This window comes from Pseudomonas fluorescens (assembly GCF_000802965.1).
Classification (GTDB): domain Bacteria; phylum Pseudomonadota; class Gammaproteobacteria; order Pseudomonadales; family Pseudomonadaceae; genus Aquipseudomonas; species Aquipseudomonas fluorescens_A.
Map to the genome: position 1 here is coordinate 1 of NZ_JSAK01000027.1, position 24,009 is coordinate 24,009.

A 24,009-nucleotide genomic window follows, 5' to 3' on the forward strand; every position below is an offset into this window, starting at 1 on the left:
ACAAGCTGGCTTGCCAGCGATAGCGATCTCTCGGGCGCCATCGCTGGCAAGCCAGCTCCCACAGGGTCAGCGTTTAGATGGATTTCACAGGGGCTCTCTATGCAAACTTCTTCAATCAATCCCGCGGACGTTGCCGCAACGCCTGCAACCAGATCGGTGCTGCGACTGCTGTTATTGCCGCTGGTGATTCTGGCCGGCATGGGCCTTTCCGTGGAGGCCGGGCTGCTCGGGCCGCTGGGCGTGCAGGTCGGGCACTTATGGGCAACTTTGAGCATCTTCGGTGTCGGCTCGGCGATTCTGTTTTTGCTGCTGTTGTTCAGCGGCCCGCAACAGGGCCCGGCCCTGGGTGAACTGCCGCGCTGGCAGTTGATCGGCGGCTTCCTAGGGCCGATCTACGTGGTGGTGCTGACGCTGGCCACGCCGCACATCGGGATTGCCATGACCATGATCGCGATCCTGTCCGGGCAGGTTGGCAAAAGTGTGCTGATCGACCACTTCGGCTGGTTTGGCGCCACCCGCAAAAAGGTCAACGGTGAGCGTTGGCTGGCCCTGCTGCTGATCGTAGCGGCGCTTGTTCTGATTGCTCGGGGTTGATGATGAATCTGATTATTTTATTGGCGGTGGTCGTAGCAGCCGGTGCGGTGTTGAGTGTGCAAGCGGCGATCAATGGCCGACTCGGTGAAACCGTCGGAGTGTTGCGCAGCAGTTTGCTGACATTCGTGGTGGGTGCAGTGGTGACTGGGTTACTGATCGTTTTTTTCGAACCGGCTCATGTCATGAGTTTGTTGGACGTGCCGAAATGGCAACTCAGCGGCGCCTTGTTCGGCGTCGTCTACATGATGGTGATGGTGGGCGCGGTGCCGCGTGTGGGGACGGCGGTGGCGACGGTGGCGGTGATCGTCGGGCAGTTGGGCATGGGGATGCTGATCGATAATTTCGGCTGGCTGGGCAATCCGGCGATCGAATTGTCCGGCAACCGGATCGTGGCGATGGTGTGCCTGGCGTTGGCGCTGGTGTTCATGTACCGCAGCAGCACCCGCCAGGCATAACGCCGATCCCTGTAAGAGCTGCCTAAGGCTGCGATCTTTAAAGGCAAGATCAAAAGATCGCTGCCTGCGGCAGCTCCTACAATGATGGTACGGGTTGCATTTGCAAGACCCGGACGACCACACAGATGGAGTCAGGCTCATGATCGACAGTGAAAGTATCTGCGACTGCCCCAAATGCTCATGCAAACTGGGCGAACATCCGATTGCACGCCACGGTAAGCACTATTGCTGTGAAGCCTGCGCCAAGCACCACGAGCATGGCGAAGAGTGTGTCCATAAAGGCTGCAAGTGCGCCCACGGCAAATAGTCGTTCACGATGAAAGTGGAGCCTAGTCGGGCTCCACTTCCAGTTTCAAACTGTCATCGTCCAGCCGTTCAGAGTGACGAACGGTGCCCGCGAGTTTGCGTCCTTCGACTCGCAGAACCACCGTTTTCGCCTGCTCCAGGTCTTCCGGCAACGGCGCTGGAATGCGCAACGCAAAACGGTAGGGGTCGTTATCGACCTGTTCCAGGCCGACCCGGCATTCGGCGCTCTTGGTGATGCGGCCGAACAGCGTATCCAGTCCGTAGTCCAGATGCGCCGGGCTGCTGATGGGTGTCGATGTCATGCTGCTTCCCCCAATGCTGATCCTCAACAGAGGTTAGTTGGCTGGCCGCCATTTGACGTTCTCCACGCCGAATTTCTCTGCCATCGGCTTGCTGGTCTTCTGCACCTTTTCCCGGCCAAAGCGCGGAATCCGGCCCACCCCGGCGTCGCAGCTCGCCCAATGCCAGGCCTCTGCGTTGTCCATTTTATCCAGACGGATAATGAACGATTTGGGGGCGCCATGAAGGGTGTATTCAATGACGAAGAGTTTTGCATTGTTCATAAAGCCCGTAATCCTCCCTGTGGTACATAAACGGATCGCGGGCCACTCGGAAAATTCAGTCGGATTGTCAGGCGGTTGCGGTCCCTGGCGGCGGGAACGTCAGATCATTGTCCTCCACGCTGCCCCAACCCCAATGTTTGCTGCTCGTGGCGCTTGTTGCCGCACCTCGATACCCGCGCAAGCATCGCTCTTTTTTGCCCGCTTCAGTGTCCCTCCTACACAAAAGTATTAACGCCATTTAATGCGTGCCCGATCCTGGACCTCTACTACCGTGTTTCAAGAATGAAACGGTTCATGGGGTTGTAGCAGTCCTCCAGGCATCAACGAATCACCGCCATTGCTACGGCCTTCACGGAAGAGTTGTCCGGCCACGAAAGGAGTTTCCCGTGGAAGCAAGGTTCGGTATCACCCTGGGTACATGTTTTTCCCCTCTTTCCTTCGTCGTGCGCTTGAGCGTCGCCGGACTGTTGTTTTGCGCGGTGAGCCCACAGGCGCAGGCCACCTGTTCCACCGTCGGGTCGACCGTCACGTGCACCGGCGTGCCGAGCTTGCCGCTGTTTCTGAACAACTTTTCCAGCGCTACCAGCGGCCTGACGGTCAACGTCAATTCCGGTGCGCAAATGAACGCCACACTCGGCGGCCATGTCATGGACCTGACCGGGGTCAACATCACACTGAACAACTCCGGCACTATTGATCCGGCGATTCTTGACCTGGTTTCGGTGTTGAGTGGCGGTGCCTTTATCGGCACTGGCGCGACCAGCGTGGTCAACGTGCTCAACAACGCCAGCGGGATCATTCGCGGCACGGGCATGCTGCTTGGCCTTAACCTGACCAGCATCGACGGCCTGGCGATCGGGGTGAACAACGCAGCGGCCGGCACCACCAACATCACCAACAACGGCACCATCAGCTCGACCGGCCTGTCGGTGGGGGGGATTACCCTGGCCGATACGCCGGTGATTGGCATCTACGGCGGCTCGCAGGTCAGCATGACCAACAGCAGCACCGGCATCATCAACGGTCGGGTGGCGTTTGAGACCTCGGCTGGCGGCAACACCTTTACCAACGCCGGCGCCATCACCGGCGGCGTGTCGATGGGCGCCGGCAGCACCAACACCTTCACCGCGATAACCGGTTCTTCGGTTCAGGTCGGTGATGGCGTGCAGGTCAGCGTCGGTCTCGGCGGCCTGATCGGCATTAACCTGACCTTCGCCCCGACCGGTACGGTCGACGGCGGTGCGGGCGGCACCAACAACCTGATCCTGCAAAACCCGGTCGGCGTCGGCGGCGGCATCACAGGGGACGGCACGGCGTCGAGCGCCACCTACGTCAACTTCAACAACCTGACCCTCAACAGCGGCACCTGGCTATTGCAGGGGCCACTGATCAGCGGTGCGGCCACACTCAACGGCGGTATCGCCAAGTTCAATAACAATGCCACCTTCGGCAGCAGCGTAATCACTTCGAACGGCGGGACTCTGGAGGCGAGTAACGCCGGCTTGAACATCAGCAACCTGATTTCGCTCGGCGCTGGCGGTGTCACGGTGCAAGGCTCCAACGCCACCACACTGAGCGGGGTGATTTCCGGCAGCGGTGGCCTGACCAAGATCGGTTCCAGTCAGTTGAATCTCAGCGCAGCCAACACCTATCTGGGCAACACCACGCTCAATGGAGGCACGGTACAGGTCAGCAACAACCAGGCCTTCAGTACCGGCGCCCTCAATGTGACCGGCGCGACAACCCTGAGCGCACCCGGCACGATCAGCCTGAACAACGCCATCAGCCTTGGCGGCACATTGACGGCTGGCGGCACGGGAGCACTGACCCTCGGCGGCTTGATCAGCGGCAGCAGCGGTCTCACTAAAACCGGCAGCGGCAGCCTGACCCTCAGCGGCGCCAACTCCGGTTACACCGGAACCACCACCCTCAGCGCTGGCAGCTTGCTGGTGACCAATGACAATTCGCTGGGCAGCGGGGCGCTAACCACCGCCACGGGCACCAGTCTCGACAGTACCGCCAACGTCAATCTGGCCAACAACATCGCGATGACCGGTTCGCTCAATGTGCTCGGCAGCAATGCCTTGACCCTGGGCGGCATTTTGTCCGGCACGGGTGCCATCACTAAAAGCGGCACCGCCAGCCTGACCCTGACCGGCAACAACACCAATGCTGGCAACACGGCGCTCAATGCCGGCAGCCTGTTCGTCGGCAGCAACACCGCGCTCGGCACAGGCGCGTTGAACGCGGCGGCCAACACCACGCTGGATGCGACCACGGCAGTGACCCTGGCCAACGCCGTCGCGCTGGCGGGAGGGGTGACCATTGGCGGCACGCAGGCGCTGGGGCTGAGCGGCGTCGTCAGTGGCGCCGGCAGTCTGATCAAGAATGGCACCGCGAACCTGACCCTCAGCGGCAACAACACCTTCGCCGGCGGCACCGCGCTCAATGCCGGCACACTGATCGTTGGCTCCAACACCGCGCTCGGCACGGGCGCATTGACCACTGCAGCGGGCGCTACCCTCGACGCCAGCACCGCGGTGGCGCTGACTAACGCGGTCTCCCTCGGCGGCAATCTGAACGTCGGCGGCAGCGCCAACCTGACCCTGGGCGGCATTGTCAGCGGCAGTGGCGGACTGACCAAGAACGGTGCGGCCAACCTGATTCTCAATGGCTCCAACACCTTCCTCGGCAGCATCGCCTTGAACGCCGGCACCATCACGGCGGGCGCCAATGCTGCGCTCGGCAGCGGCAACATCACGGTCGGCGGCGTGGCGACGCTCGACAGCAATGCCGCGGTGACACTGAACAACAGCATCATTCTCAACAACAGCCTGGGGATCGGCGGCAGCAACGCACTGACCCTCGGCGGCGTGATCAGCGGTACCAGCCAACTGGTGAAAAACGGCGCGGCCAATCTCACGCTCAACGGGACCAACACCTACAGCGGTAGTACGACCCTGAACGCCGGCAGCCTGACCGTCGGCAACGGCGCGGCGCTGGGGACCGGCACCTTGTGGGTGGAAGGGGCGGGCACCCTCAACAGCAGTTCGGCCGTGACCCTGAACAATAACGTCAATCTCGGTGCCAACCTCACCGCCGGTGGCGCCAACGCACTGACCCTTGGCGGCGTGATCAGCGGCGGCAACGGCTTGATCAAGACCGGCGCGTCGAGCCTGACCCTCAACGGCAATAACACCTACACCGGCACCACCGCGCTGAACGCCGGCACACTGATCGTCGGTTCCAACACCGCGCTGGGTACGGGCAGCGTGAACGCGGCGAACGGCACCACACTGGATGCCAACACCGCGGCAACCCTGGCCAACAACGTCAACCTCGGCGGCACGCTGACCCTGGGTGGCACCAATGCACTGACCCTCGGCGGTGTGGTCGCCGGTATCGGTGGATTGGTCAAAAACGGCGCTGCCGATTTGACCCTTAACGGTGCCAACAGCTATCTGGGCAATACCACCCTCAACACCGGCAAACTGACCGTCGGCAGCAACACCGCGCTAGGCAGCGGTACGTTGAACGCGGCGGCAGGCACCTCGCTCGACGCCAACACCGCCGTCAGCCTGAACAATGCGGTGGCGCTGGCCGGTGCGTTGGGCGTCGGTGGTACGGCGAACCTGACCCTGACCGGTCTGGTCAGCGGCGCCGGCAGCCTGGTGAAAGACGGCGCGGCCAATCTGATTCTCAACGCCGCCAACAATTACCTCGGCGGTACCACGCTGAACGCCGGCACGTTGACCGTCGGCAACAGCTTGGCGCTGGGGTCCGGCGCACTGACTGTTGCGGGCGCCGCAACGCTGGACAGCAATTCACCGCTGGTCAGCCTCAACAACGCTGTCGCCCTCAATGCCGCGCTGACCGTTGGCGGCACGCAAAACCTGACCCTCGGCGGCGTTACCAGCGGCACCGGCCAGTTGACCAAGAACGGCGCGGCCAACCTGACCCTCAACGGCAATAACACCTTCAGCGGCGGCACCAACCTCAACGCCGGTACGCTGACCCTCGGCAACGCCAACGGCTTGGGCAGCGGCGCGTTGATTGTCGGTGGCGCGGCGACGCTGGATAACAGCGCCGCGTTCGGCATCGGTAACGCGCTGACCCTCAACGCTGGTTTGACCGTCGCCGGTAACAACGACCTGAGTCTCAACGGCATCATCGACGGTGCAGGCAGCCTGACCAAAAATGGTCTGTCGGACCTGACCCTGGCCGGCAACAACACCTTTACCGGCGCGCTGAACATCGTGTCCGGCAGCGTCACCACGTTGAACACCAATGCGCTGGGCAACACCTCCGGCGTGAACATCAGCGCCGGCGCCGGGCTCAACCTGGGCAGCGACGCCAGCCTCGGCGCGCTGACCGGCAGCGGCAGCGTGCAACTCACTGGCAGCAACACACTGACCGTCGGCAGCGGCAACGTCACCAGCACGTTCGATGGCGACCTCAGCGGCAGCGGCGGCCTGGTCAAGGTCGGCACCGGCACCCTGAACCTCACCGGGATCAATGGCATTACCGGCAACACTGCGATCAACGGCGGCATCGTGGATCTCAGCGGTTCGTTGGCCAGCGCGCAGGTCAACGTCAATACCGGCGGCACCCTGACCGGTACCGGTTCGGCGATCGGTAGCGTCAACGTCAACAACGGCGGTCATCTGGCGTTGTCGTCGGGCAATCAATTGTCCGCCAGTGCACTCACCCTCGCGACGGGCAGCAACGTTGACGTGGCGTTGGGGACACCGTCGACCACGTCGCTGATGAACGTCGGCGGCAACCTCACTCTCAACGGTAACCTCAACGTCAGCGATGCCGGCGGTTTCGGTGTCGGTGTGTACCGGTTGTTCAACTACACCGGCGCCCTGACCAACCTGGGTCTTGATGTCGCCAGCGTGCCGGTCGGCTATGGCCTCGGTGATTTGATCGTGCAGACTGGCGTCGCCAATCAGATCAACATCCAAGTGTCGGCACCGAACGTCAACATCCGTTACTGGGACGGCAGCCAGACCATTGCCAACGGCGTTGTCGATGGCGGCAGCGGGACCTGGAATGCGGTCGGCACCAACTGGACCGACGCCAACGGCCTGGTCAACCAGCCATGGGCCGGCGACTTCGCGGTATTCCAGGGGACGGCGGGTACGGTGACGGTCAACGGCACACAACTGGTCACCGGTATGCAGTTCCTCACCGACGGCTACAACGTAGTGAACGGCGCGGCCGGGCAACTGACCGCTGTCAACGGCACTGGCGGGACCACGGCGGTGCGGGTCGAACCGGGCGTGACCGGCACCATCGGCGTCAACATCGATGGCAGCGGCATTCTCAACAAACTCGACACCGGCACTCTGGTGCTCAACGGCGCCAACACTTACAGCGGCGGTACGCAGCTTGACGGCGGCAAGATTATCGTCGGCAGTAACACGGCGTTGGGTAGCGGTACGCTGACCGCCAACGCCGGTACGCAACTGGACAGCAACGCAGCGGTGACCCTCGGCAACGCCGCGACGCTCAACGGCAACCTCACCGTGATCGGCAGCAATGCACTGACCCTCAATGGCGTGATCGGCGGCACCGGTGGCCTGATCAAAAGCGGCGCGGCCAACCTGACCCTCGGCGGCAACAACGCCTTCCTCGGGCCGGTCGCGCTGAACGCGGGCGGACTGGTTCTGGCGTCGAACTCGGCGCTGGGCTCCGGCACGCTGAACGCGGCGGGCGGCACTACGCTGGATGCTGCCACCGGGGTTTCGGTGAACAACGCGGTCAATCTGGCGGGCAACCTGGGCATTGGCGGCACGGCAGATCTGACGCTTGCCGGTACGATCAATGGCGCCGGAAGCCTTACCAAAAACGGCGCGTCGAACCTGACGCTGAGCGGCAATAACAACTTCCTCGGCGGCATCTCCCTGAGTGCCGGCACCCTGACCGCCGGCAGCAATTCGGCACTGGGTCTGGGCAACCTGACCGTGGCCGGCGCCTCGGCGCTGGACAGCAACAGTGCGCTTAACCTGGGCAACAACGTCGTGCTCAACGCCAACCTGAGCAACAGCGGCAACAACAACCTGACCCTTGCCGGCGTCGTCAGCGGTGCGGGCGGGCTGATCAAGAACGGTGCGTCGAACCTGACCCTCAACGGCATCAACACTTACAGCGGCGGCAGCACACTGAACGCCGGCACGCTGACCCTTGGCACTGGCTCCTCGCTGGGTTCCGGCGCGCTGACCGTCGCGGGTGCTTCGACCCTCGACAACTCCTCGCCGCTGGTGCTCGCCAACAACGTCAACGTCAATGCCAACCTGAGCCTGGCCGGCAATAACAACCTGACCCTTGGCGGGGTGATTGCCGGGGCCGGTACGCTGACCAAAAATGGCCTGGCCGATGTAACGTTGAGCGGCAACAACACTTTCAGCGGCATGTTCGATGTGCTGTCCGGCAGTCTGACTACCCTGAGCGGCACGGCGCTGGGCAACAACGCCACGCTCAATCTCGGCGGCGGCGCGGCCCTGAATCTCGGCGCTTCGGGCAGTCTCGCCAGCCTCACCGGCAGCGGCACCGCGCTGATTGGTACTGGCAATACGCTGAGCCTGGGCGGCAACAATGTCAGCAGCACGTTCGCGGGCATCCTTAGCGGTGACGGTGGACTGACCAAACTTGGCAGCGGCACCTTGACCCTCAGCGGGATAAGCGACCTGACCGGCGACACCAACGTCAACGCCGGCACCTTGCAGGTCAACGGTTCGCTGGCCAGCGCTAACGTGCTGGTCAACAGCGGCGGTACCCTCGGCGGCAGCGGCACCTTGACCGGCGCGGTGACGGTGGCCGATGGCGGTCATCTGGCGGGGGTGACTGGCAGCACCTTGTCGGTGGATTCGCTGGTGTTCAACGGCAACGCCAACTTCGATGTCGGCCTCGGCACACCGGTTTCCGGTGGCGGCAACGCACTGGTCAATGTCGGTGGCAACCTGACCCTCGACGGTAGCCTCAACGTCAGCGATATCGGCGGTTTCGGCAACGGTGTTTATCGCCTGATCAACTACACCGGCGGCCTGACCGACAACGGCCTGCTGATCGGCAGCGTACCGGGCAGCGTCTCTGCGGGCGATCTGCAACTGCAAACCGCGCTGGCCAACCAGATCAATCTGCTGGTCACTGCACCGGGTGCTACCGTGCAGTTCTGGGACGGCAATCAACTGGTCGCCAACGGTTCGGTGGACGGCGGCAGCGGCACCTGGGGCACCGGGACCAGCAACTGGACCGACGTCAACGGCACCACCAATCAAGCCTGGAGCAACAACTTCGCAGTGTTCCAGGGCACGGCGGGCACCGTCGCCGTCAACGGCGCGCAAACCATCACCGGCATGCAATTCGTCACCGATGGCTACAGCCTGCAAAACGGCACTGCCGGCTCGCTGGACCTGGTCAACGGTTCGCTGGGCAATGCTTCGGTGCGGGTCGATCCGAACGCGACGGCGACCATCGGCGTAGCGCTCAACGGCGCCGCCGCCCTCGGCAAGTACGACACCGGCACTCTGGTGCTCAATGCGGCCAACGGCTACACCGGCGGCACCGCGCTCAACGGCGGCACACTGGTGCTGGGCAACGACGCGGCCCTGGGCAGCGGCGTACTGACCGTCGCCGATGGCACGGCGCTGGACAGCAACACCGGCGTCATTGTTGCCAACGACGTACTGCTCAACGGCGGGCTGAACGTCGCCGGCTCCAACACTCTGGGCCTGGATGGCGTGATCAGCGGTGCGGGCAGTCTGATCAAGAGTGGTCCGGCCAGCCTGACCCTCACCGGCAACAACAGCTACAGCGGTGGAACCCGGCTTCAGGGCGGTACGCTGATTCTGGGCAATAACAGCGCGATCAGCAGTGGTGCGCTTGATGTGCTGGGCAATGCGACCCTCGACAGCACCGCCGCCTTGCAACTGGCCAATGCCATTGACCTGGGCGCGCAATTGACCCTGGCCGGCAATCAGGACACCACCCTCATCGGCGCGATTACCGGCTCAGGCAGCCTGGTCAAAAATGGCAGTGCAGACCTGCTGCTCAGCGGGGCCAACAGCTATAGCGGCGGCACCACGCTCAACGGCGGCAGCACTCGCGGCGACACCAGCAGCCTGCAAGGGGCGATCGTCAATAACGCGGCGCTGATCTTCGAGCAAAACAGCGACGGTACTTACACCGGCAACCTGACCGGCGCCGGGACCTTGAGCAAAACCGGCAGCGGCGATTTGTTGTTGACCGGCACCAACGGCTTTACCGGCAACACCGATGTGCAGGCTGGCGTGCTGCGGGTCAACGGCAGCCTGAACAGCGCCAATGTCTCCATTGCCAGCGGTGCCAGCCTGGGCGGCAGCGGTCAGTTGGGCGGTGCGGTGCAATTGGCCGACGGCGCGACCCTGCTCGGTGGCGGTGATGCATCGCCGCTGAAGGTTGGTTCGCTGGCGTTGTCCTCGGGCACAGCTCTGGATTTCAGCCTCGGCTCGGCCGCCAGTGCGACCACGGTAGTCGACGTCAGCGGCAACCTGATCCTTGACGGTACGCTGAACATCAGCAATGCCGGCGGCTTCGGCACCGGGGTCTATCAACTGTTCCGCTACGGTGGCAGCCTGACCGACAATGGCCTGGTCTATGGCAGCCTGCCGGTGTCGGCGGCGAATCTGACTCTGCAAACCGCGCTGGCCAATCAGATCAATCTGTTGGTGGAGGGCAGTGCGGGTGAAGTGCAGTTCTGGAACGGCGGCAAGACCAACCCAGACGGCACCATCGGCGGTGGCAGCGGTGTATGGGGGCCGGGTACCGTCTGGACTGACCCGACCGGTACTCAGGCGCTGGCGTCGAACGGCCAGTTCGCGGTGTTCGGCGGGCAGGGCGGCACCGTGACAGTGGTGGGTAACCAGGGCTTCACCGGCCTGCAATCTCTGGTCAATGGTTACAATCTGGTGCCTGGCGAGGGTGGCAGCCTGACGCCGGTCAACGGCACCGACGGCAGCCTGGCGGCGGTGCGGGTCAACGCTGGTGTGAGCACAGAAATTGCCGTGCCGCTGGTGGGCAGCGGCGGCATCGAAAAACTCGACTCCGGCACTCTGATTCTCAGCGGCGCCAACACCTACACCGGTGGTACCACGGTCAGCGGCGGTACGCTGATCGGCAACACCACCAGCCTGCAAGGCAACATCCTCGACAACGCCTTGCTGGTGTTCCAGCAAAATACCGATGGCAAATTCAACGGTGTGCTCAGCGGCACCGGGACGCTGGCCAAACGCGGTGCCGGGACATTGTTGCTGACGGGCAACCAGCCGTTCAGCGGCGCAGTGTCGGTGGACCAAGGCTTGCTGCAGGTCGGTAATCGCGCGGCCCAGGCTTCCCTAGGCGGACAGGTGACCGTGGCCAATGGCGCCGGGCTCAGTGGTAACGGCAGCGTCGGTTCGCTGGTCAACCACGGTGTGGTGATCTCCGGGGCCGAGGCGGGGAACTTGAGCGTGGCCGGTAACCTGACCAACGCCGCTGATGGCCTGCTGGTGCTGACTGTCAATTCGCCGGACGCCACGCCGCTGGTAGTGGGGGGCACCGCCAATCTGGGTGGCGGGCTGCAAGTGAATAGCCTGGCGCCAATTACCGGCAGCGCTGTTTATTCGCTGATCACGGCGGGCGGAGGCATCAGCGGCACGTTCAGCACCACCAACCTGCCCGCGTATGCGTTCTACGATACCGCGCTGCTCTATGGAACCAATCAAGTGGCACTGGCGGTGAACCGCAACGGCACTTCATTCGTCGACGTCGCTGCCACCGGTAATCAGGCCGGCACCGCGTCGGCATTGACTGACAACGGTTCGGCCGGCGCGCCATTGCGCCGTCAGATCCTTGGTCTTTCCGCGGCGCAGGCTCGCGCGGCCTTCGACAGCCTGTCCGGGGAAATCCATGCCAGCACCGCCAGTGCGATCCTTGAGGATTCCCGCTACATCCGCGACGCGGTCAACGACCGTATGCGCCAACCGTCGTGCAGCGGGCCGGATGATCCGCGCCGGGCCCTGGCGCCCAACGACAACCAACTGAGCAGCAGCGGTTGCCATGGCGAAATGGTCGGCTGGGCGCGTGCGCTCGGCGCCTGGGGTGAATCGGACGGCGACAGCAGCAGTGCCAGTCTCGATCGCAACCTCAGCGGCTTCATGCTCGGCACGGACAAGCAACTCGACGAGCAATGGCGCACAGGGATGGCCGCCGGTTACACCCGCAGCGACATCGATGCCCATGATCGCCGTTCGGATGCCACCGTCGAAAGCTATCACCTGGCGGCCTATTTGAATTCACAATTCGAGGCGGTCGCCGTGCGCCTCGGCGCGGCGTACAGCTGGCACGACATCGAGAGCAAACGCGACGTCAGTGTCGGTGCCTATAACGATCGTCTGGAGGCTCATTACGACGCCCGCAGCGCCCAGGTGTTCGGTGAAGTCGGCTACACCGTCGAAGCCGCCGGCATTGCCCTGGAACCGTTCGCCGGTTTGGCCTACGTCAACTACGACACTGACCAGGCCAAGGAAAAAGGCGGAGAGGGGCGCCTGGAGGCCGATGCCGATCAAGACATCACGTTCTCCACCCTCGGCGTACGCGCCGGCAAGCGCATCACCCTGGCCAACGGCGGACAATTCACCCCGCGTGCGGCCATCGGCTGGCGGCATGCCTTTGGTGATACCGAACCCGATGCCGACCTGACCTTCATCAATGGCGGTGCGTCGTTCAGCACTCAAGGCGTGCCGATTGCCGAGGACAGCGCACTGCTGGAGGCCGGGGTGGACTTCCAGATCAGCCCGACCGGAAAACTGGGGATTGGGTACTCGGGGCAGGTGTCGAGCAAGAATGAAGACCATGCGATGACGATCAGCTTCAGCCTCGGCTTCTGAATTACTCCGAAGGTCTTTAGCCGCCCGAAAGGGCGGTTTTTTTTCCTTGAAAAATGCGCCTTGTCCGGCGCTTGACGGGCACATTTCCCGAACCACGCTCTGCTAGAATCGGTCGCACGTTTCTACGAGGTGCCCCCATGAGCGAGCCGATCCGCCTGACCCAGTACAGCCACGGTGCTGGTTGCGGTTGCAAGATTTCCCCCCAGGTACTGGAAGTGATTCTGGCCGGCAGCGGTGCGCAGAACCTGGACCCGAAACTGTGGGTCGGCAATGCCTCGCGCGATGACGCGGCGGTGTATGCCATCGACGCAGAGCGCGGAGTCGTCTCGACCACCGACTTTTTCATGCCGATCGTCGACGATCCGTTCGATTTCGGCCGCATTGCCGCCACCAACGCCATCAGTGATATCTACGCCATGGGCGGTGATCCGTTGATGGCGATCGCGATACTCGGCTGGCCTGTAAATGTTCTGGCACCGGAAGTTGCCCGGGAAGTGATTCGCGGCGGCCGTTCGGTGTGTGACGAGGCCGGCATTCCTCTGGCGGGCGGGCATTCCATCGATGCACCGGAGCCCATCTTCGGCCTCGCCGTCACCGGCCTGGTGGAAAAGCGCCACATGAAGCGCAACGACACCGCCACCGCTGGTTGCCTGCTGTACCTGACCAAGCCCTTGGGCATCGGCATCCTCACCACCGCCGAAAAGAAGGGCAAGTTGCGCAACGCCGATATCGGCCTGGCCCGCGACTGGATGTGCACCCTGAACAAACCCGGCAGCCGCTTCGGCAAACTCGACGGCGTGACGGCGATGACCGACGTTACCGGTTTCGGTTTGCTCGGGCATCTGGTGGAAATGGCCGATGGCAGCCATCTCACCGCACGAATTGAGTACGAGCGTGTACCGCGTCTGCCGGGTGTCGAGTATTACCTCGAACAGGGCTGCATTCCCGGCGGAACCTTGCGTAACTTCGACAGCTACGCCAGCAAGCTCGGGCGCTTGCAGGAACTGCACAAGCGCGTGCTGTGCGATCCGCAGACCAGCGGCGGCCTGTTGATTGCCGTGACGCCCGAAGGCAATGACGCGTTTCTGACGGTGGCCGCCGAACTGGGGCTGAGTCTGGCGCCGATTGGTGAACTGGTCGAGCGACAGGGCAACGCGGTCGAGGTGTCTTGATGTCTGTCGACTGTTCCGATTACCGCGACATCTTCCTCAACGACCGGACGATGATGGATGCCCGTGCGCCGATCGAGTTTTCCAAGGGCTCGTTCCCCGGTGTGACCAACCTGCCGCTGATGAACGATCAGGAGCGGCAGCGGGTCGGCACTTGCTACAAGCAGCTTGGTCAGCAAGCGGCCATCGAATTGGGCCATCAATTGGTCTCCGGCGAAATCAAGACCCAGCGCATCCAGGCCTGGGCGGATTTCGCCCGGGCGCACCCTGATGGGTTTCTCTATTGTTTTCGCGGTGGTTTGCGCTCGCAGATTGTCCAGCAATGGCTCAAGACGGAAGCGGGCATCGACTATCCGCGGGTCGCTGGCGGCTACAAGGCCATGCGTACCTTTCTACTGGAAACCGTCGATCAAGCCGTCGACCAATGTGATTTCGTCTTGCTGGGCGGCATGACCGGCACCGGTAAAACCGAAGTGCTCACGCAGTTGAGCAACGGGCTGGACCTGGAAGGTCACGCCAATCATCGCGGCTCCAGTTTCGGCAAACGCGCCACCGGCCAACCGTCCAATATCGACTTTGAAAACCGTCTGGCGGTGGACCTGCTGAAGAAGCGCGCTCGCGGTATCGAACAGTTCGTCCTGGAGGACGAGAGCCGCGCGATCGGCAGTTGCGCGCTGCCATTACCGCTGTATCAGGGCATGCAGCAATTTCCGATGGTCTGGCTTGAAGACAGCCTGCAAGGGCGCGTCGAACGGATCCTGCGCGATTACGTGGTGGACTTGTGCGCCGAGTTCATCGCGGTGCATGGCGATGAAGGTTTTGTGCTGTTTTCCGAGCGCTTGCTGGCGAGTCTGGACAATGTGCAGAAACGGCTGGGTGGCGAGCGTCATCGACGGATGCTGGTGTTGATGGAAGACGCCTTGGCGGAGCAGGGGCGTAGCGGCGCGGTGGATTTGCACCGGGGCTGGATCGAAGGGTTGCTGACGGAGTATTACGACCCGATGTATGTCTTTCAGCGGGAGAAAAAAGGGGCGCGGATTGAGTTTGCCGGGGAGCGCGGGGCGGTTATCGAGTATTTGCGCGATAGGGTGAATCAGTAGAGGTGAGGGTGTTTTCGCCGGCCCCATCGCGAGCAGGCTCACTCCCACAGTGGAATGCATTCCAAATGTGGGAGTGAGCCTGCTCGCGATGGGGCCAACACAGTCGCCGCATCAATCAGGTCGGGCAAGTTTCCTGCCCGTTATCCAGCCCTTGTTTGTAGCTATGACTGACCAGGCTGGCCTTGCCGTTGTGCCAGGTCAGGGTCAGTACGAACAACGAGTCGTAATCGCTGGATTCCCAATCTTCGGTGATCTTCTGTTTCTTGCCGACCGCTTCTCCGGCGACTTTGTTGATCAGCTCCGGCAGGTAGCCGTGGGACCAGGCGGTATAGATGACCGAGTTGTGATACTTGTCGTGCAACAGTTCATCGGCCAGGTCGCTGGTGTCGTTGGCCGAGAAGTTGATGTTGACCGGCAAGCCGAGTTTGATCGCGCTCGGGCTGATGGTCATTAACGGGCGAATGTAACTGTAGGAGTTGTCCAGTTCGCCTTCCTCGACATTACGCGTCGGGTTGGCGGCAAACACATAGTTGGCGTTGCCGAATTTTTCCGGCAGCAGGGTAGCCAGGTCGATGGCGCGGTTCAGGCCCTGGCAATTGAGTTGACCGAGGCCGCCTTCAGGTTTTTCCGCGTGGCGCAGAAACACCAGCGTTTGAGTTCCGTCCACCGGTTGAGCGCGACTTTCGCGGGACTCCAGCATCAAAAACAATGCGCTGGCCGCCAGCACAGCGGGCAGGAATATATAAGCGCGATGTTTGAAGCGATTGGCTAGTGTCAGAAATTTCTTCATGGAATAAAAGGTTCTTGAGCGCATTTTGGTTAAGGCTGACAAACCTTTACACCGCGATTTTCCTGCGTCGGGTGTTTTCCATGTCGTTGAGCCGATCCGTTTTCAAAGGGGCAGTGCTCAGAGTCCTCTGTTGCCCATTTGGTTCGATACCGGCCGAGAGCGCAGCAATGTACCGGTAACCTTGCACGGCTTGGAGCAAAGGTTATCGACAACATGTTGCGGAATTGTGGACACCGTACACCTGTTGGCGCGCACCCCCCTGTGATCTCCTTTAATTCCGACCATCAGCCATATTGATGGGTCAAACGCTTCCAGCGCTGGCTATCTCGATTATGATCGTCGCTCTTTATTTTTCCGTGGATCCTTTCCCATGACCGATTTGTCCGCGTTCCCCATCACCGAAAAATGGCCGGCCCAGTATCCGGAGTGGATTCAGCTGTACTCCTTGCCGACGCCCAACGGCGTCAAGGTCTCGATCATGCTCGAAGAGATCGGCCTGCCGTACGAGCCTCATCGCGTCGGTTTCGAGAGCAACGATCAGATGTCCCCGGAGTTCCTGTCGTTGAACCCCAACAACAAGATCCCGGCCATCCTCGATCCCCACGGCCCTGATGGTCAGCCTTTGCCGCTGTTCGAGTCCGGGGCGATTCTGATCTACCTCGCCGACAAGACAGGGCAACTGTTGGCCCAGGAATCGGCGGCGCGTTATGAAACCATTCAGTGGCTGATGTTCCAGATGGGTGGCATTGGGCCGATGTTTGGCCAGCTCGGTTTCTTCAATATATTTGCCGGCAAGGATTACGAAGACAAGCGCCCCCGTGACCGCTATGTCGAAGAAAGCAAACGTCTGCTCGGTGTCCTCGACAAGCGCCTCGAAGGACGTGACTGGATCATGGGCGAGCGCTACACCATTGCCGACATCGCGACCTTTCCGTGGATTCGCAATCTGATCAGCCGCTATGAAGCGGGCGATCTGGTGGGCATCCAGAACTTCCCCAACGTCACGCGGGTGCTGGAGAAATTCCTCGCGCGCCCGGCGGTGAAACGCGGGCTGGAAATCCCGAAACCCGTCTCCAACTAATCCACCGCAATCCCTGTAGGAGCTGGCTTGCCAGCGATGAGGCCGGCACATCCAGCATTTGTGTTGAAGCAACCACCGCCATCGCTGGCAAGCCAGCTCCTACAAGGGATCTGTGTTGGCTCCGGTGATTGTTGCCGTTCCAGTAACGCTGTCTTGAGCGTTCGACGTTTGTGCCCTGCGCCTCGCAGGGCATAAGCTTCGCCCCCTCTACGACTTTCGTCTCGTCCCCCGATTTTCAGGAATTCCCATGTCCAGCCAGTTCCCCGAAGCACGTCCACGCCGTCTGCGCCGCAATGCGAGCCTGCGCAGTCTGTTCCAGGAAACCGAGTTCAGCTTGAACGACCTGGTGCTGCCGATTTTTGTCGAAGAAGAAATCGACGATTTCGTGCCGATCAAAAGCATGCCGGGCGTGATGCGTATACCGGAGTCGAAACTGGCCGGCGAGATCGAGCGCTATGCCCGGGCCGGAATCAAGTCGGTGATGACCTTCGGCGTGTCCCATCACCTGGACGGCAACGGCAGCGACACCTGGAACGACAATGGCCTGGTGTCGCGCATGTCGCGCATCGCCAAGGATGCCGTGCCGGAAATGATCGTCATGTCCGACACCTGCTTCTGCGAGTACACCGACCATGGCCATTGCGGCGTGCTGCATAACCACGAAGTCGACAACGACCAGACCCTGATCAACCTCGGCAAACAAGCGGTGGCGGCGGCCCGCGCCGGTGCCGATGTGATTGCCCCGTCCGCGGCCATGGACGGGCAGGTCCAGGCGATTCGCCGGGCGCTGGATGAGGCCGGTTTTACCCAGACGGCAATCATGGCCTATTCGACCAAATTCGCCTCGGCGCTGTACGGTCCGTTCCGCGAAGCCGGTGGCAGCGCGCTCAAGGGCGACCGCAAAAGCTATCAGATGAACCCGATGAACCGCCGCGAAGCCGTGCGCGAATCGTTGCTGGACGAGCAGGAAGGCGCCGATGCGCTGATGGTCAAACCGGCCGGCGCGTACCTGGACATCATCCGCGACATTCGCGAAGTTTCGCGCCTGCCGCTGTCGGCGTATCAGGTCAGCGGCGAGTACGCGATGATCAAGTTTGCCGCGCAGGCCGGGGCGATTGATGAAGACCGCGTAGTGCGCGAAAGCCTGGGGGCGATCAAACGGGCGGGGGCGGATTTGATCTTCACGTATTTCGCGATGGACCTGGCCTTGGCCGGGATCTAAATCCGTCCTTAACCCTGTAGGAGCTGGCTTGCCAGCGATGAGGCTGGTACATCCAACATTTGTGTTGAAGCAACCACCGTCATCGCTGGCAAGCCAGCTCCTACAGGGGGAGGTGTTGTTTTCGGACTCAAGCAAAAAACGGCCGAATCCCGTGGGTGCGGAAATAACGCTCGATCACCTTCGGGTCCGAGCACGTCTCGGCAATCGCCACATAGGTATCCGGTCGCAACAAATAGAAGCCGTTACGCCCAAGTCCCGCCGCTTCAAACGCCGGTCGCCAATCGAACACATGCAACGGCAAATGATGCTCGATGCACCAGGCAATCATCTCGTCGCTGGTGTCGCCATACACATGCACCTGCCAGGTCAGGCATTTTAACGATTCAAAATTATCCCCTTCACCATCATGGGCCCAAGGCAGGCGATCGCCGCCGTGGACGTGCCCGGCCACGCCTGTGCTCAATGGCATGCCGCGATAGTTCAGGGTGATTTGCGACACCGTGCGGAACAGGAATTCGCGGGATGCCTCGAAGGAGGCCATTTTCGGAATCACGAAGGGCGCCAGACGCGTGCGCAACAGGTCGGCCATGCGGCCTTCAGCGGTGGCGAAACTGAACACCCGGTCGGTGGTGGCCACCAGTTTGCGGGCAAACGCGATGCGTTCGGTTTCATAGGTGTTGAGTAATTTAGCCTCGGCGGCGCCGCTCAAGACGGCCGCAAGTTTCCAGGCGAGGTTGATCGCATCGCCAATCCCGGTGTTCATGCCCTGGCCCCCGGCGGGGCTGTGGACATGGGCCGCGTCGCCCAATAGAAACGCGCGCCCGGTGCGAAAGTGGTCGGCCACCCGATGATGCACGCGATAGGTCGAGAACCAGTTCACCTGCTCGATCTGCACCTTCAGATTTTCAATTGCGCGGCTGCTGACGTCTGCAAATTGCAGGGTTTCGGCATGCTCGGCGCGTTCATCACGGACGGTGCCGATCAAGCGTGCGCGCCCCGTCGCGGCCAACGGGAATACGGCGAGGAAATCCGCTTCATCGAGATCCACGTGCAGTTCGCCATTGAACGTCGGACCGCTGGCCTGCACATCGGCGACATAGAAAATCTGCTGATAGGTGCCGCCGGGAAATCCGGTGTCCAGGGATTTACGCACGATTGACCGCGCACCGTCGCACCCGGCCAGATAACAGGCTTGGCAGATTTCATGCTGGCCGTCAGGCAGGCGCAACGTCGCGGTAATGCCGTCGCCGGTTTCTTCGAAGCCCAGCAACTCGGTGTTGCGTTCTACGGTGATGCCGAAGGTCTCGAGGCGTTCGATCAGCAGGCGTTCGTGTTCGTCCTGGGGAAACATTTCGAGGAAGGCGTAGGGCGTCAGTCCCTCGCCAACGCGGCTCAGGGGCAAGCGCGCCACAGGCTCACCCTTGACCCAGAAATTGGCGGCCGCCACGCGATGGCCCTTTTGCACGACCGCCTCACTGAGGCCGAGCTGGCGATACAACTCCAGCGTCCGCGCCTGCACGGCCAATGCCCGCGACGTGGTGCCGGGGGCTGAGGTCTTGTCGATAATCCGTACGCGGACTCCCAGTTTGCTCAGCCACAGTGCCAGGACCAGCCCGGTCGGGCCGGCGCCGACGATCAATACATCGCTGCGATGCATGTGCCGTTCCTCCTTGCGGTGTGGGTCAAGTATGGTCCACGCGCGCCGGGCGGCCAGGCTGACTGCTCAACGGAAGAAATGTAGGAGCTGCCGCAGGCTCGGGCCGCGTTCGGCAGCTCCTACAGGGAGAGGCGTTTTACGATTAGAAGTCGATGGTGCCTGACAGCTTCGCCACGCGAGGCTCGCCCTGGGTCAGGTAGCCGCCCTGGGCCGATTCCCAGTATTTCTTGTTGGCCACGTTTTCGACGCCGAAACGCAAGGTCACGTCCTTTTCCTGGACCTTGAAGGCGTAACGAGCGCCGGCGTCGAAGCGGTTCCAGGTCGGCAGGCTGAGGTTGTTCGCCGCGTCGGCGTACTGGCCGCCGGTGCGCAGCATCCGCCCGTTCAGTGCTACGCCTTGCAGGCCCGGCACGTCCCAATCCACGTTGGCGTTGAACTGGAAGGTCGGCACGCCGATGGCCTGATTACCGTCATTGAGGCCGCCCTGTGTTTTCTTCAGTTCGGTGTCCATGACCGTCACGCCGCTGAGCAGGCGCAGGCCATCGATCGGCTCGCCAAAGACGTTGAGCTCCACGCCTTTGTTGACCTGTTCACCATCGTTCACGAAAACCGCGGTGTTGGCATCGAGGACCTGGGTGTAGCCATCGGCCGGTTGCTCGATGCGATACACACCGAGCGTGGCGCCATAGGTGCCCATGTCGACTTTCACACCGGCTTCGATCTGTTTGGAGCGAGCCGGGGCAAACACTTCGTTGCCGTTGACCACCACGCGGGAGCCGGCCGTGGTCGGTGCCGTCGGGCCTTCAGCCAGGCCTTCGATGCGGTTGGCGTAGAACGACACGTGTTCCCACGGTTTGAACACGATGCCGTACACCGGCGTGGTGATCGACTCGTCGTAGTTGGACGTCCGGGTTCCGGTGCCGTAGGCATAGCCCTGGACTACCAGTTGCTGACGACGCGCCCCGACGGTCACCAACAGGCGATCATCGAAGAAGCCCAGGGTGTCGGACACCGCGCCGCTGCGCACGAAGGTTTTGCCGGTGATGCCCGGATCGTGCAGGTCGCCGCCGGAGAAACCGCCCTGTGGCGCCGGCACCTCGACCGGGTGGTAGATGTTGTTCGGGTAGCGGGTCAGGTCGAAATCGAAGGCGTTGCGCTGTTGGGTCCAGATGCCGGCCAGGCCGAAGTTGAGCTGATGGCTGACCGGGCCGGTGACGAATTTGCCATTGAGGCCGGCCATGGCGCTGGAGTTGTCCTCGTCGTGGGGAATGAACGAGCCGGTGGTGGTGGAACTACCGTCGTTGCCCACCAGGGTAGTGCTGTTGTAATTACCGACTTCACGGGTGTGCTTGTGGCCCGCGGCGGCGTAGGCGGTCCAGCTTTCGTTCAGGTCGTACTCGGCGCGCAGCATGCCGAAGGTGTCTTCGATCTGGGTGAAGCCCCACTTCTGCGCGTAGTTGGTGTCGGCCGACGGCGCATCCGGGATGTGCGTGGTAGTGCCCAGGTTCACCGAGCTGCGGCCACCGTTGATGCGTTCTTTGGAATAGATGAAATCGCCGGAAATGCGCAGGGCGTCGCCCCGGTAATCCAGGCCGATGGCGAACAGCTTGGAGCGCTGGTTTTCATCGTCGATGGCGGTGTCGCCCTCGCGCTGCGACAGGTTGACGCGTGCGCCGAAACGATTGTCCTCGCCGAAACGCTGACCGACGTCGAGGTGTTCACCGATGCGCCCGTCATCGCTGATGTCGGTGCTGAAGCGGCGCAGCGGCTCGTCACCGGCGCGCTTGGGTTGCAGGTTGACGCCGCCGCCGATGCCGGAGCCACTCGGGGTCACGCCGTTGATAAAGGCATTCGGACCCTTGAAGACTTCCACGCGCTCCAGGGCGTCGGTGGAAATGATCTGCCGCGGCAGGATGCCGTACAGACCATTGAAGGAAATATCGTCACCGTTGAGCGGCAGGCCACGGATCATGAAGGTCTGGGCCTGGTTGGAAAAACCGGAGGCCTGGCGCACCGACGAATCGTTGAGCAGCACGTCACCGACGGTTTCGGCTTGCTGGTCGCGGATCAACTCTTCGGTGTAGGCGGTCATGCTAAACGGCACGTCCATGATGTCCTGGTTGCCCAGCACGCCCAATTGCCCGCCACGCGCGACTTGGCCGCCGGCATATACCGGTGGCAGATCGGACTGGGAAGGGGCTTCGGCGTTGACGTTGACGTTGTCCAGCACCAGCGCTTTACCGTCGTTTTGTGCCGGTGTGGCGGGCGTTGCCGCGTGGGCGGTGACGGACAGCGAGCAAAGCAGGGCGATTAGCGTCGGGCGAAAAGGAACGCGGGTTCGGGCTGGAGTGGTCATGGTTCGTTCCGGGCGGCGCGCCGCCTCTGAGAAAAAGATTTTGCCGGCGCGGGAACTCCTTGCGCAAATACGACTCCAGGGGCGAATGATAGGAGTTCTCAGTCACGTTGCGCAATCGGTTTGTCATTACGGTGTGTAGGTAAAGCTTAAAAGGGGTGAGATTGCCTCTGTGGCGAGGGAGCTTGCTCCCGCTGGGCTGCGAAGCGGCCCCTTATATCCCTGAAAAAATGGGAGTGCTGCGCACTCCAGCGGGAGCAAGCTCCCTCGCCACAGGTAGTCACTTGGCGGGCGGTCTGGTGTGCTCGAGGAACAGCGGCTCTACGCCGTAGTCATAGCCTGCACCATGCCATCGATCGTATGGTTAACCCGGCTCAACGGACTACCAGGAGCAACATGCAAGCCCATCGATTGATCATGAGCATCGCCGCGTTGCTGGTGCTGGCCGGTTGCGGCAGCCAACGGACCCAGGAACCGCCGGCGCGCAAACCCGCCGAGGTCAAGGCGGAAATCGTGCGATTGCTCCCGGCGAAGACGGTCGACCGCCAGGGTTGGGCCACGGATATCTATGCTGCCTTTGCCGCGCAGAACATCACGCCGAGCACGCAAAATCTGTGCGCGGTGCTGGCCGTTACCGAGCAGGAATCGACGTTTCAGGTAGACCCGCCCGTACCGGGGCTGGGCAAGATCGCTCGCGAGGAAATCGATCGTCGCGCGTCCAAGGCGCACATTCCCGGCCTGTTGGTCAGTGGCGCGCTGCAAGTGCGTTCGCCCAATGGCAAAACCTACAGCGAGCGTCTGAACGCGGCGCGTAGCGAAAAAGAACTGAGCGCGATTTTTGATGACTTCATCGGCATGGTGCCGATGGGCAAGACCCTGTTTGCAGGCTTCAACCCGGTGCACACCGGCGGCCCGATGCAGGTCAGCATCGACTTTGCCGAGCAGCAAGCGAAGGGTTATCCGTATCCGGTGAACGGCTCTATCCGCCGTGAAGTGTTTACCCGGCGTGGCGGCATGTACTTTGGCATCGCGCATTTACTCGGTTACCCGGTGAGCTACGAGCAACCGCTGTACCGCTTCGCCGATTTCAACGCCGGTTGGTACGCCAGTCGCAATGCGGCGTTTCAAAACGCTGTGAGCCGGGCCTCGGGCATCCCGCTGGCGCTGGACGGCGACCTGGTCGACCATGGTTCGATCATGCCGGGCACCACGGAACGGGCGGTGCGTACCCTCGGCAAGCAACTGGACCTGCGCAATACGACGATCAGGAATCAACTGGAGGAGGGCAACAGCCTGGCCTTCGAGGATAGCGAGCTCTATCAGCGGGTTTTCGCCCTGGCCGAACAGGCCGAAGGCAGGGCATTGCCGCGTGCGGTATTGCCGGGGATCGTGCTGCAAAGCCCGAAAATCACCCGCAAGCTCACCACGGCGTGGTTTGCCAAACGGGTTGATGAGCGTTATCAGCGTTGTATGAAGCGGGCAGGTTGAGGATCAGAAGATCAAAAGATCGCAGCCTTCGGCAGCTCCTACAGGGTATGCGCATTCCAATGTCGGAGCTGCCGAAGGCTGCGATCCTGGCGTCCGTACGGCACCACATGATGTTCGAGTTCACGCAGGCATAAAAAAACCCGGCTGATGAGGCCGGGTTTTTTGTCGAGTACCGCGGTAAAACCATTCATTCAAGCGATACGGTTGCTGTTCAGGCGATCAGAGCCATCGGCGGCGACGGTGTTGCCATGCAGGCGGTCGGAACCATCAGCGGCCACGGTGTTGCCATGCAGACGATCAGAACCATCGGCGGCCACGGTG

Annotated in this window: 14 protein-coding genes; 9 read left to right on the forward strand and 5 right to left on the reverse strand. The window is 62.0% G+C overall.

Annotation, left to right across the window (positions count from 1 at the left end):
* Positions 1-99 precede the first annotated feature (99 nt).
* The 3 genes from NL64_RS20600 (at position 100) to NL64_RS20610 (ending at position 1,356) form a co-directional block, all read left to right on the forward strand.
* A complete protein-coding gene (locus tag NL64_RS20600) occupies positions 100-594 on the forward strand; it encodes a DMT family transporter (protein WP_034149910.1) in 495 nt (164 codons plus the stop codon).
* A 2-nt stretch (positions 595-596) separates the two neighbouring features.
* Complete coding sequence (locus NL64_RS20605) at positions 597-1,049, forward strand: DMT family transporter (protein WP_034150123.1); 453 nt, start codon at positions 597-599, stop codon at positions 1,047-1,049.
* A gap of 139 nt (positions 1,050-1,188) precedes the next feature.
* A complete protein-coding gene (locus NL64_RS20610; protein WP_034149911.1) occupies positions 1,189-1,356 on the forward strand; it encodes a metallothionein in 168 nt (55 codons plus the stop codon).
* A 22-nt stretch (positions 1,357-1,378) separates the two neighbouring features.
* Here the strand turns inward: NL64_RS20610 and NL64_RS20615 are convergent, their stop codons facing one another.
* Together NL64_RS20615 and NL64_RS20620 are read right to left on the reverse strand one after the other, a co-directional pair.
* Positions 1,379-1,657 (reverse strand): hypothetical protein, encoded by a 279-nt coding sequence (locus tag NL64_RS20615; protein ID WP_034149912.1) that lies wholly within the window; start codon positions 1,655-1,657, stop codon positions 1,379-1,381.
* A gap of 33 nt (positions 1,658-1,690) precedes the next feature.
* The gene (locus NL64_RS20620) at positions 1,691-1,918 is read right to left on the reverse strand and encodes a DUF6555 family protein (protein ID WP_008152143.1); all 228 of its coding nucleotides are present in this window, start codon (positions 1,916-1,918) and stop codon (positions 1,691-1,693) included.
* A gap of 386 nt (positions 1,919-2,304) precedes the next feature.
* Here NL64_RS20620 and NL64_RS20625 point away from each other — a divergent pair, with 386 nt between their 5' ends.
* The 3 genes from NL64_RS20625 to mnmH all read left to right on the forward strand — a co-directional run bounded on the left by NL64_RS20625 (position 2,305) and on the right by mnmH (position 15,097).
* On the forward strand, positions 2,305-12,828 hold the full coding sequence (locus NL64_RS20625) for an autotransporter-associated beta strand repeat-containing protein (RefSeq protein ID WP_034149913.1): 10,524 nt from the start codon (positions 2,305-2,307) through the stop codon (positions 12,826-12,828).
* Between the two features lie 137 nt (positions 12,829-12,965).
* On the forward strand, positions 12,966-14,000 hold the full coding sequence (selD, locus tag NL64_RS20630; protein WP_034149914.1) for a selenide, water dikinase SelD: 1,035 nt from the start codon (positions 12,966-12,968) through the stop codon (positions 13,998-14,000).
* The gene (gene mnmH, locus NL64_RS20635; protein ID WP_034149915.1) at positions 14,000-15,097 is read left to right on the forward strand and encodes a tRNA 2-selenouridine(34) synthase MnmH; all 1,098 of its coding nucleotides are present in this window, start codon (positions 14,000-14,002) and stop codon (positions 15,095-15,097) included. The genes selD and mnmH overlap by 1 nt, the downstream gene beginning before the upstream one ends.
* Before the next feature lie 115 nt (positions 15,098-15,212).
* Here the strand turns inward: mnmH and NL64_RS20640 are convergent, their stop codons facing one another.
* Positions 15,213-15,887 (reverse strand): hypothetical protein, encoded by a 675-nt coding sequence (locus tag NL64_RS20640; protein ID WP_034149916.1) that lies wholly within the window; start codon positions 15,885-15,887, stop codon positions 15,213-15,215.
* Between the two features lie 370 nt (positions 15,888-16,257).
* On the opposite strand from NL64_RS20640, the gene NL64_RS20645 reads away from it, so the two are divergent.
* Positions 16,258-16,968 carry a glutathione binding-like protein gene (locus tag NL64_RS20645; RefSeq protein WP_034149917.1) on the forward strand — a complete coding sequence of 237 codons (711 nt, stop codon included), beginning with the start codon at positions 16,258-16,260 and terminating at the stop codon, positions 16,966-16,968.
* 247 nt (positions 16,969-17,215) lie between these two features.
* Positions 17,216-18,190, forward strand: a complete 975-nt coding sequence (gene hemB / locus NL64_RS20650) for a porphobilinogen synthase (RefSeq protein ID WP_034149918.1) — start codon at positions 17,216-17,218, stop codon at positions 18,188-18,190.
* Between the two features lie 127 nt (positions 18,191-18,317).
* Here the strand turns inward: hemB and NL64_RS20655 are convergent, their stop codons facing one another.
* Positions 18,318-19,847, reverse strand: a complete 1,530-nt coding sequence (locus NL64_RS20655) for an FAD-dependent oxidoreductase (protein WP_034149919.1) — start codon at positions 19,845-19,847, stop codon at positions 18,318-18,320.
* Between the two features lie 142 nt (positions 19,848-19,989).
* Positions 19,990-22,203, reverse strand: coding sequence for a TonB-dependent receptor (locus tag NL64_RS20660; protein WP_034149920.1), 2,214 nt, complete (start codon positions 22,201-22,203; stop codon positions 19,990-19,992).
* A gap of 393 nt (positions 22,204-22,596) precedes the next feature.
* Here NL64_RS20660 and NL64_RS20665 point away from each other — a divergent pair, with 393 nt between their 5' ends.
* On the forward strand, positions 22,597-23,688 hold the full coding sequence (locus NL64_RS20665) for a DUF1615 domain-containing protein (protein WP_034149921.1): 1,092 nt from the start codon (positions 22,597-22,599) through the stop codon (positions 23,686-23,688).
* Positions 23,689-24,009: the final 321 nt, after the last annotated feature.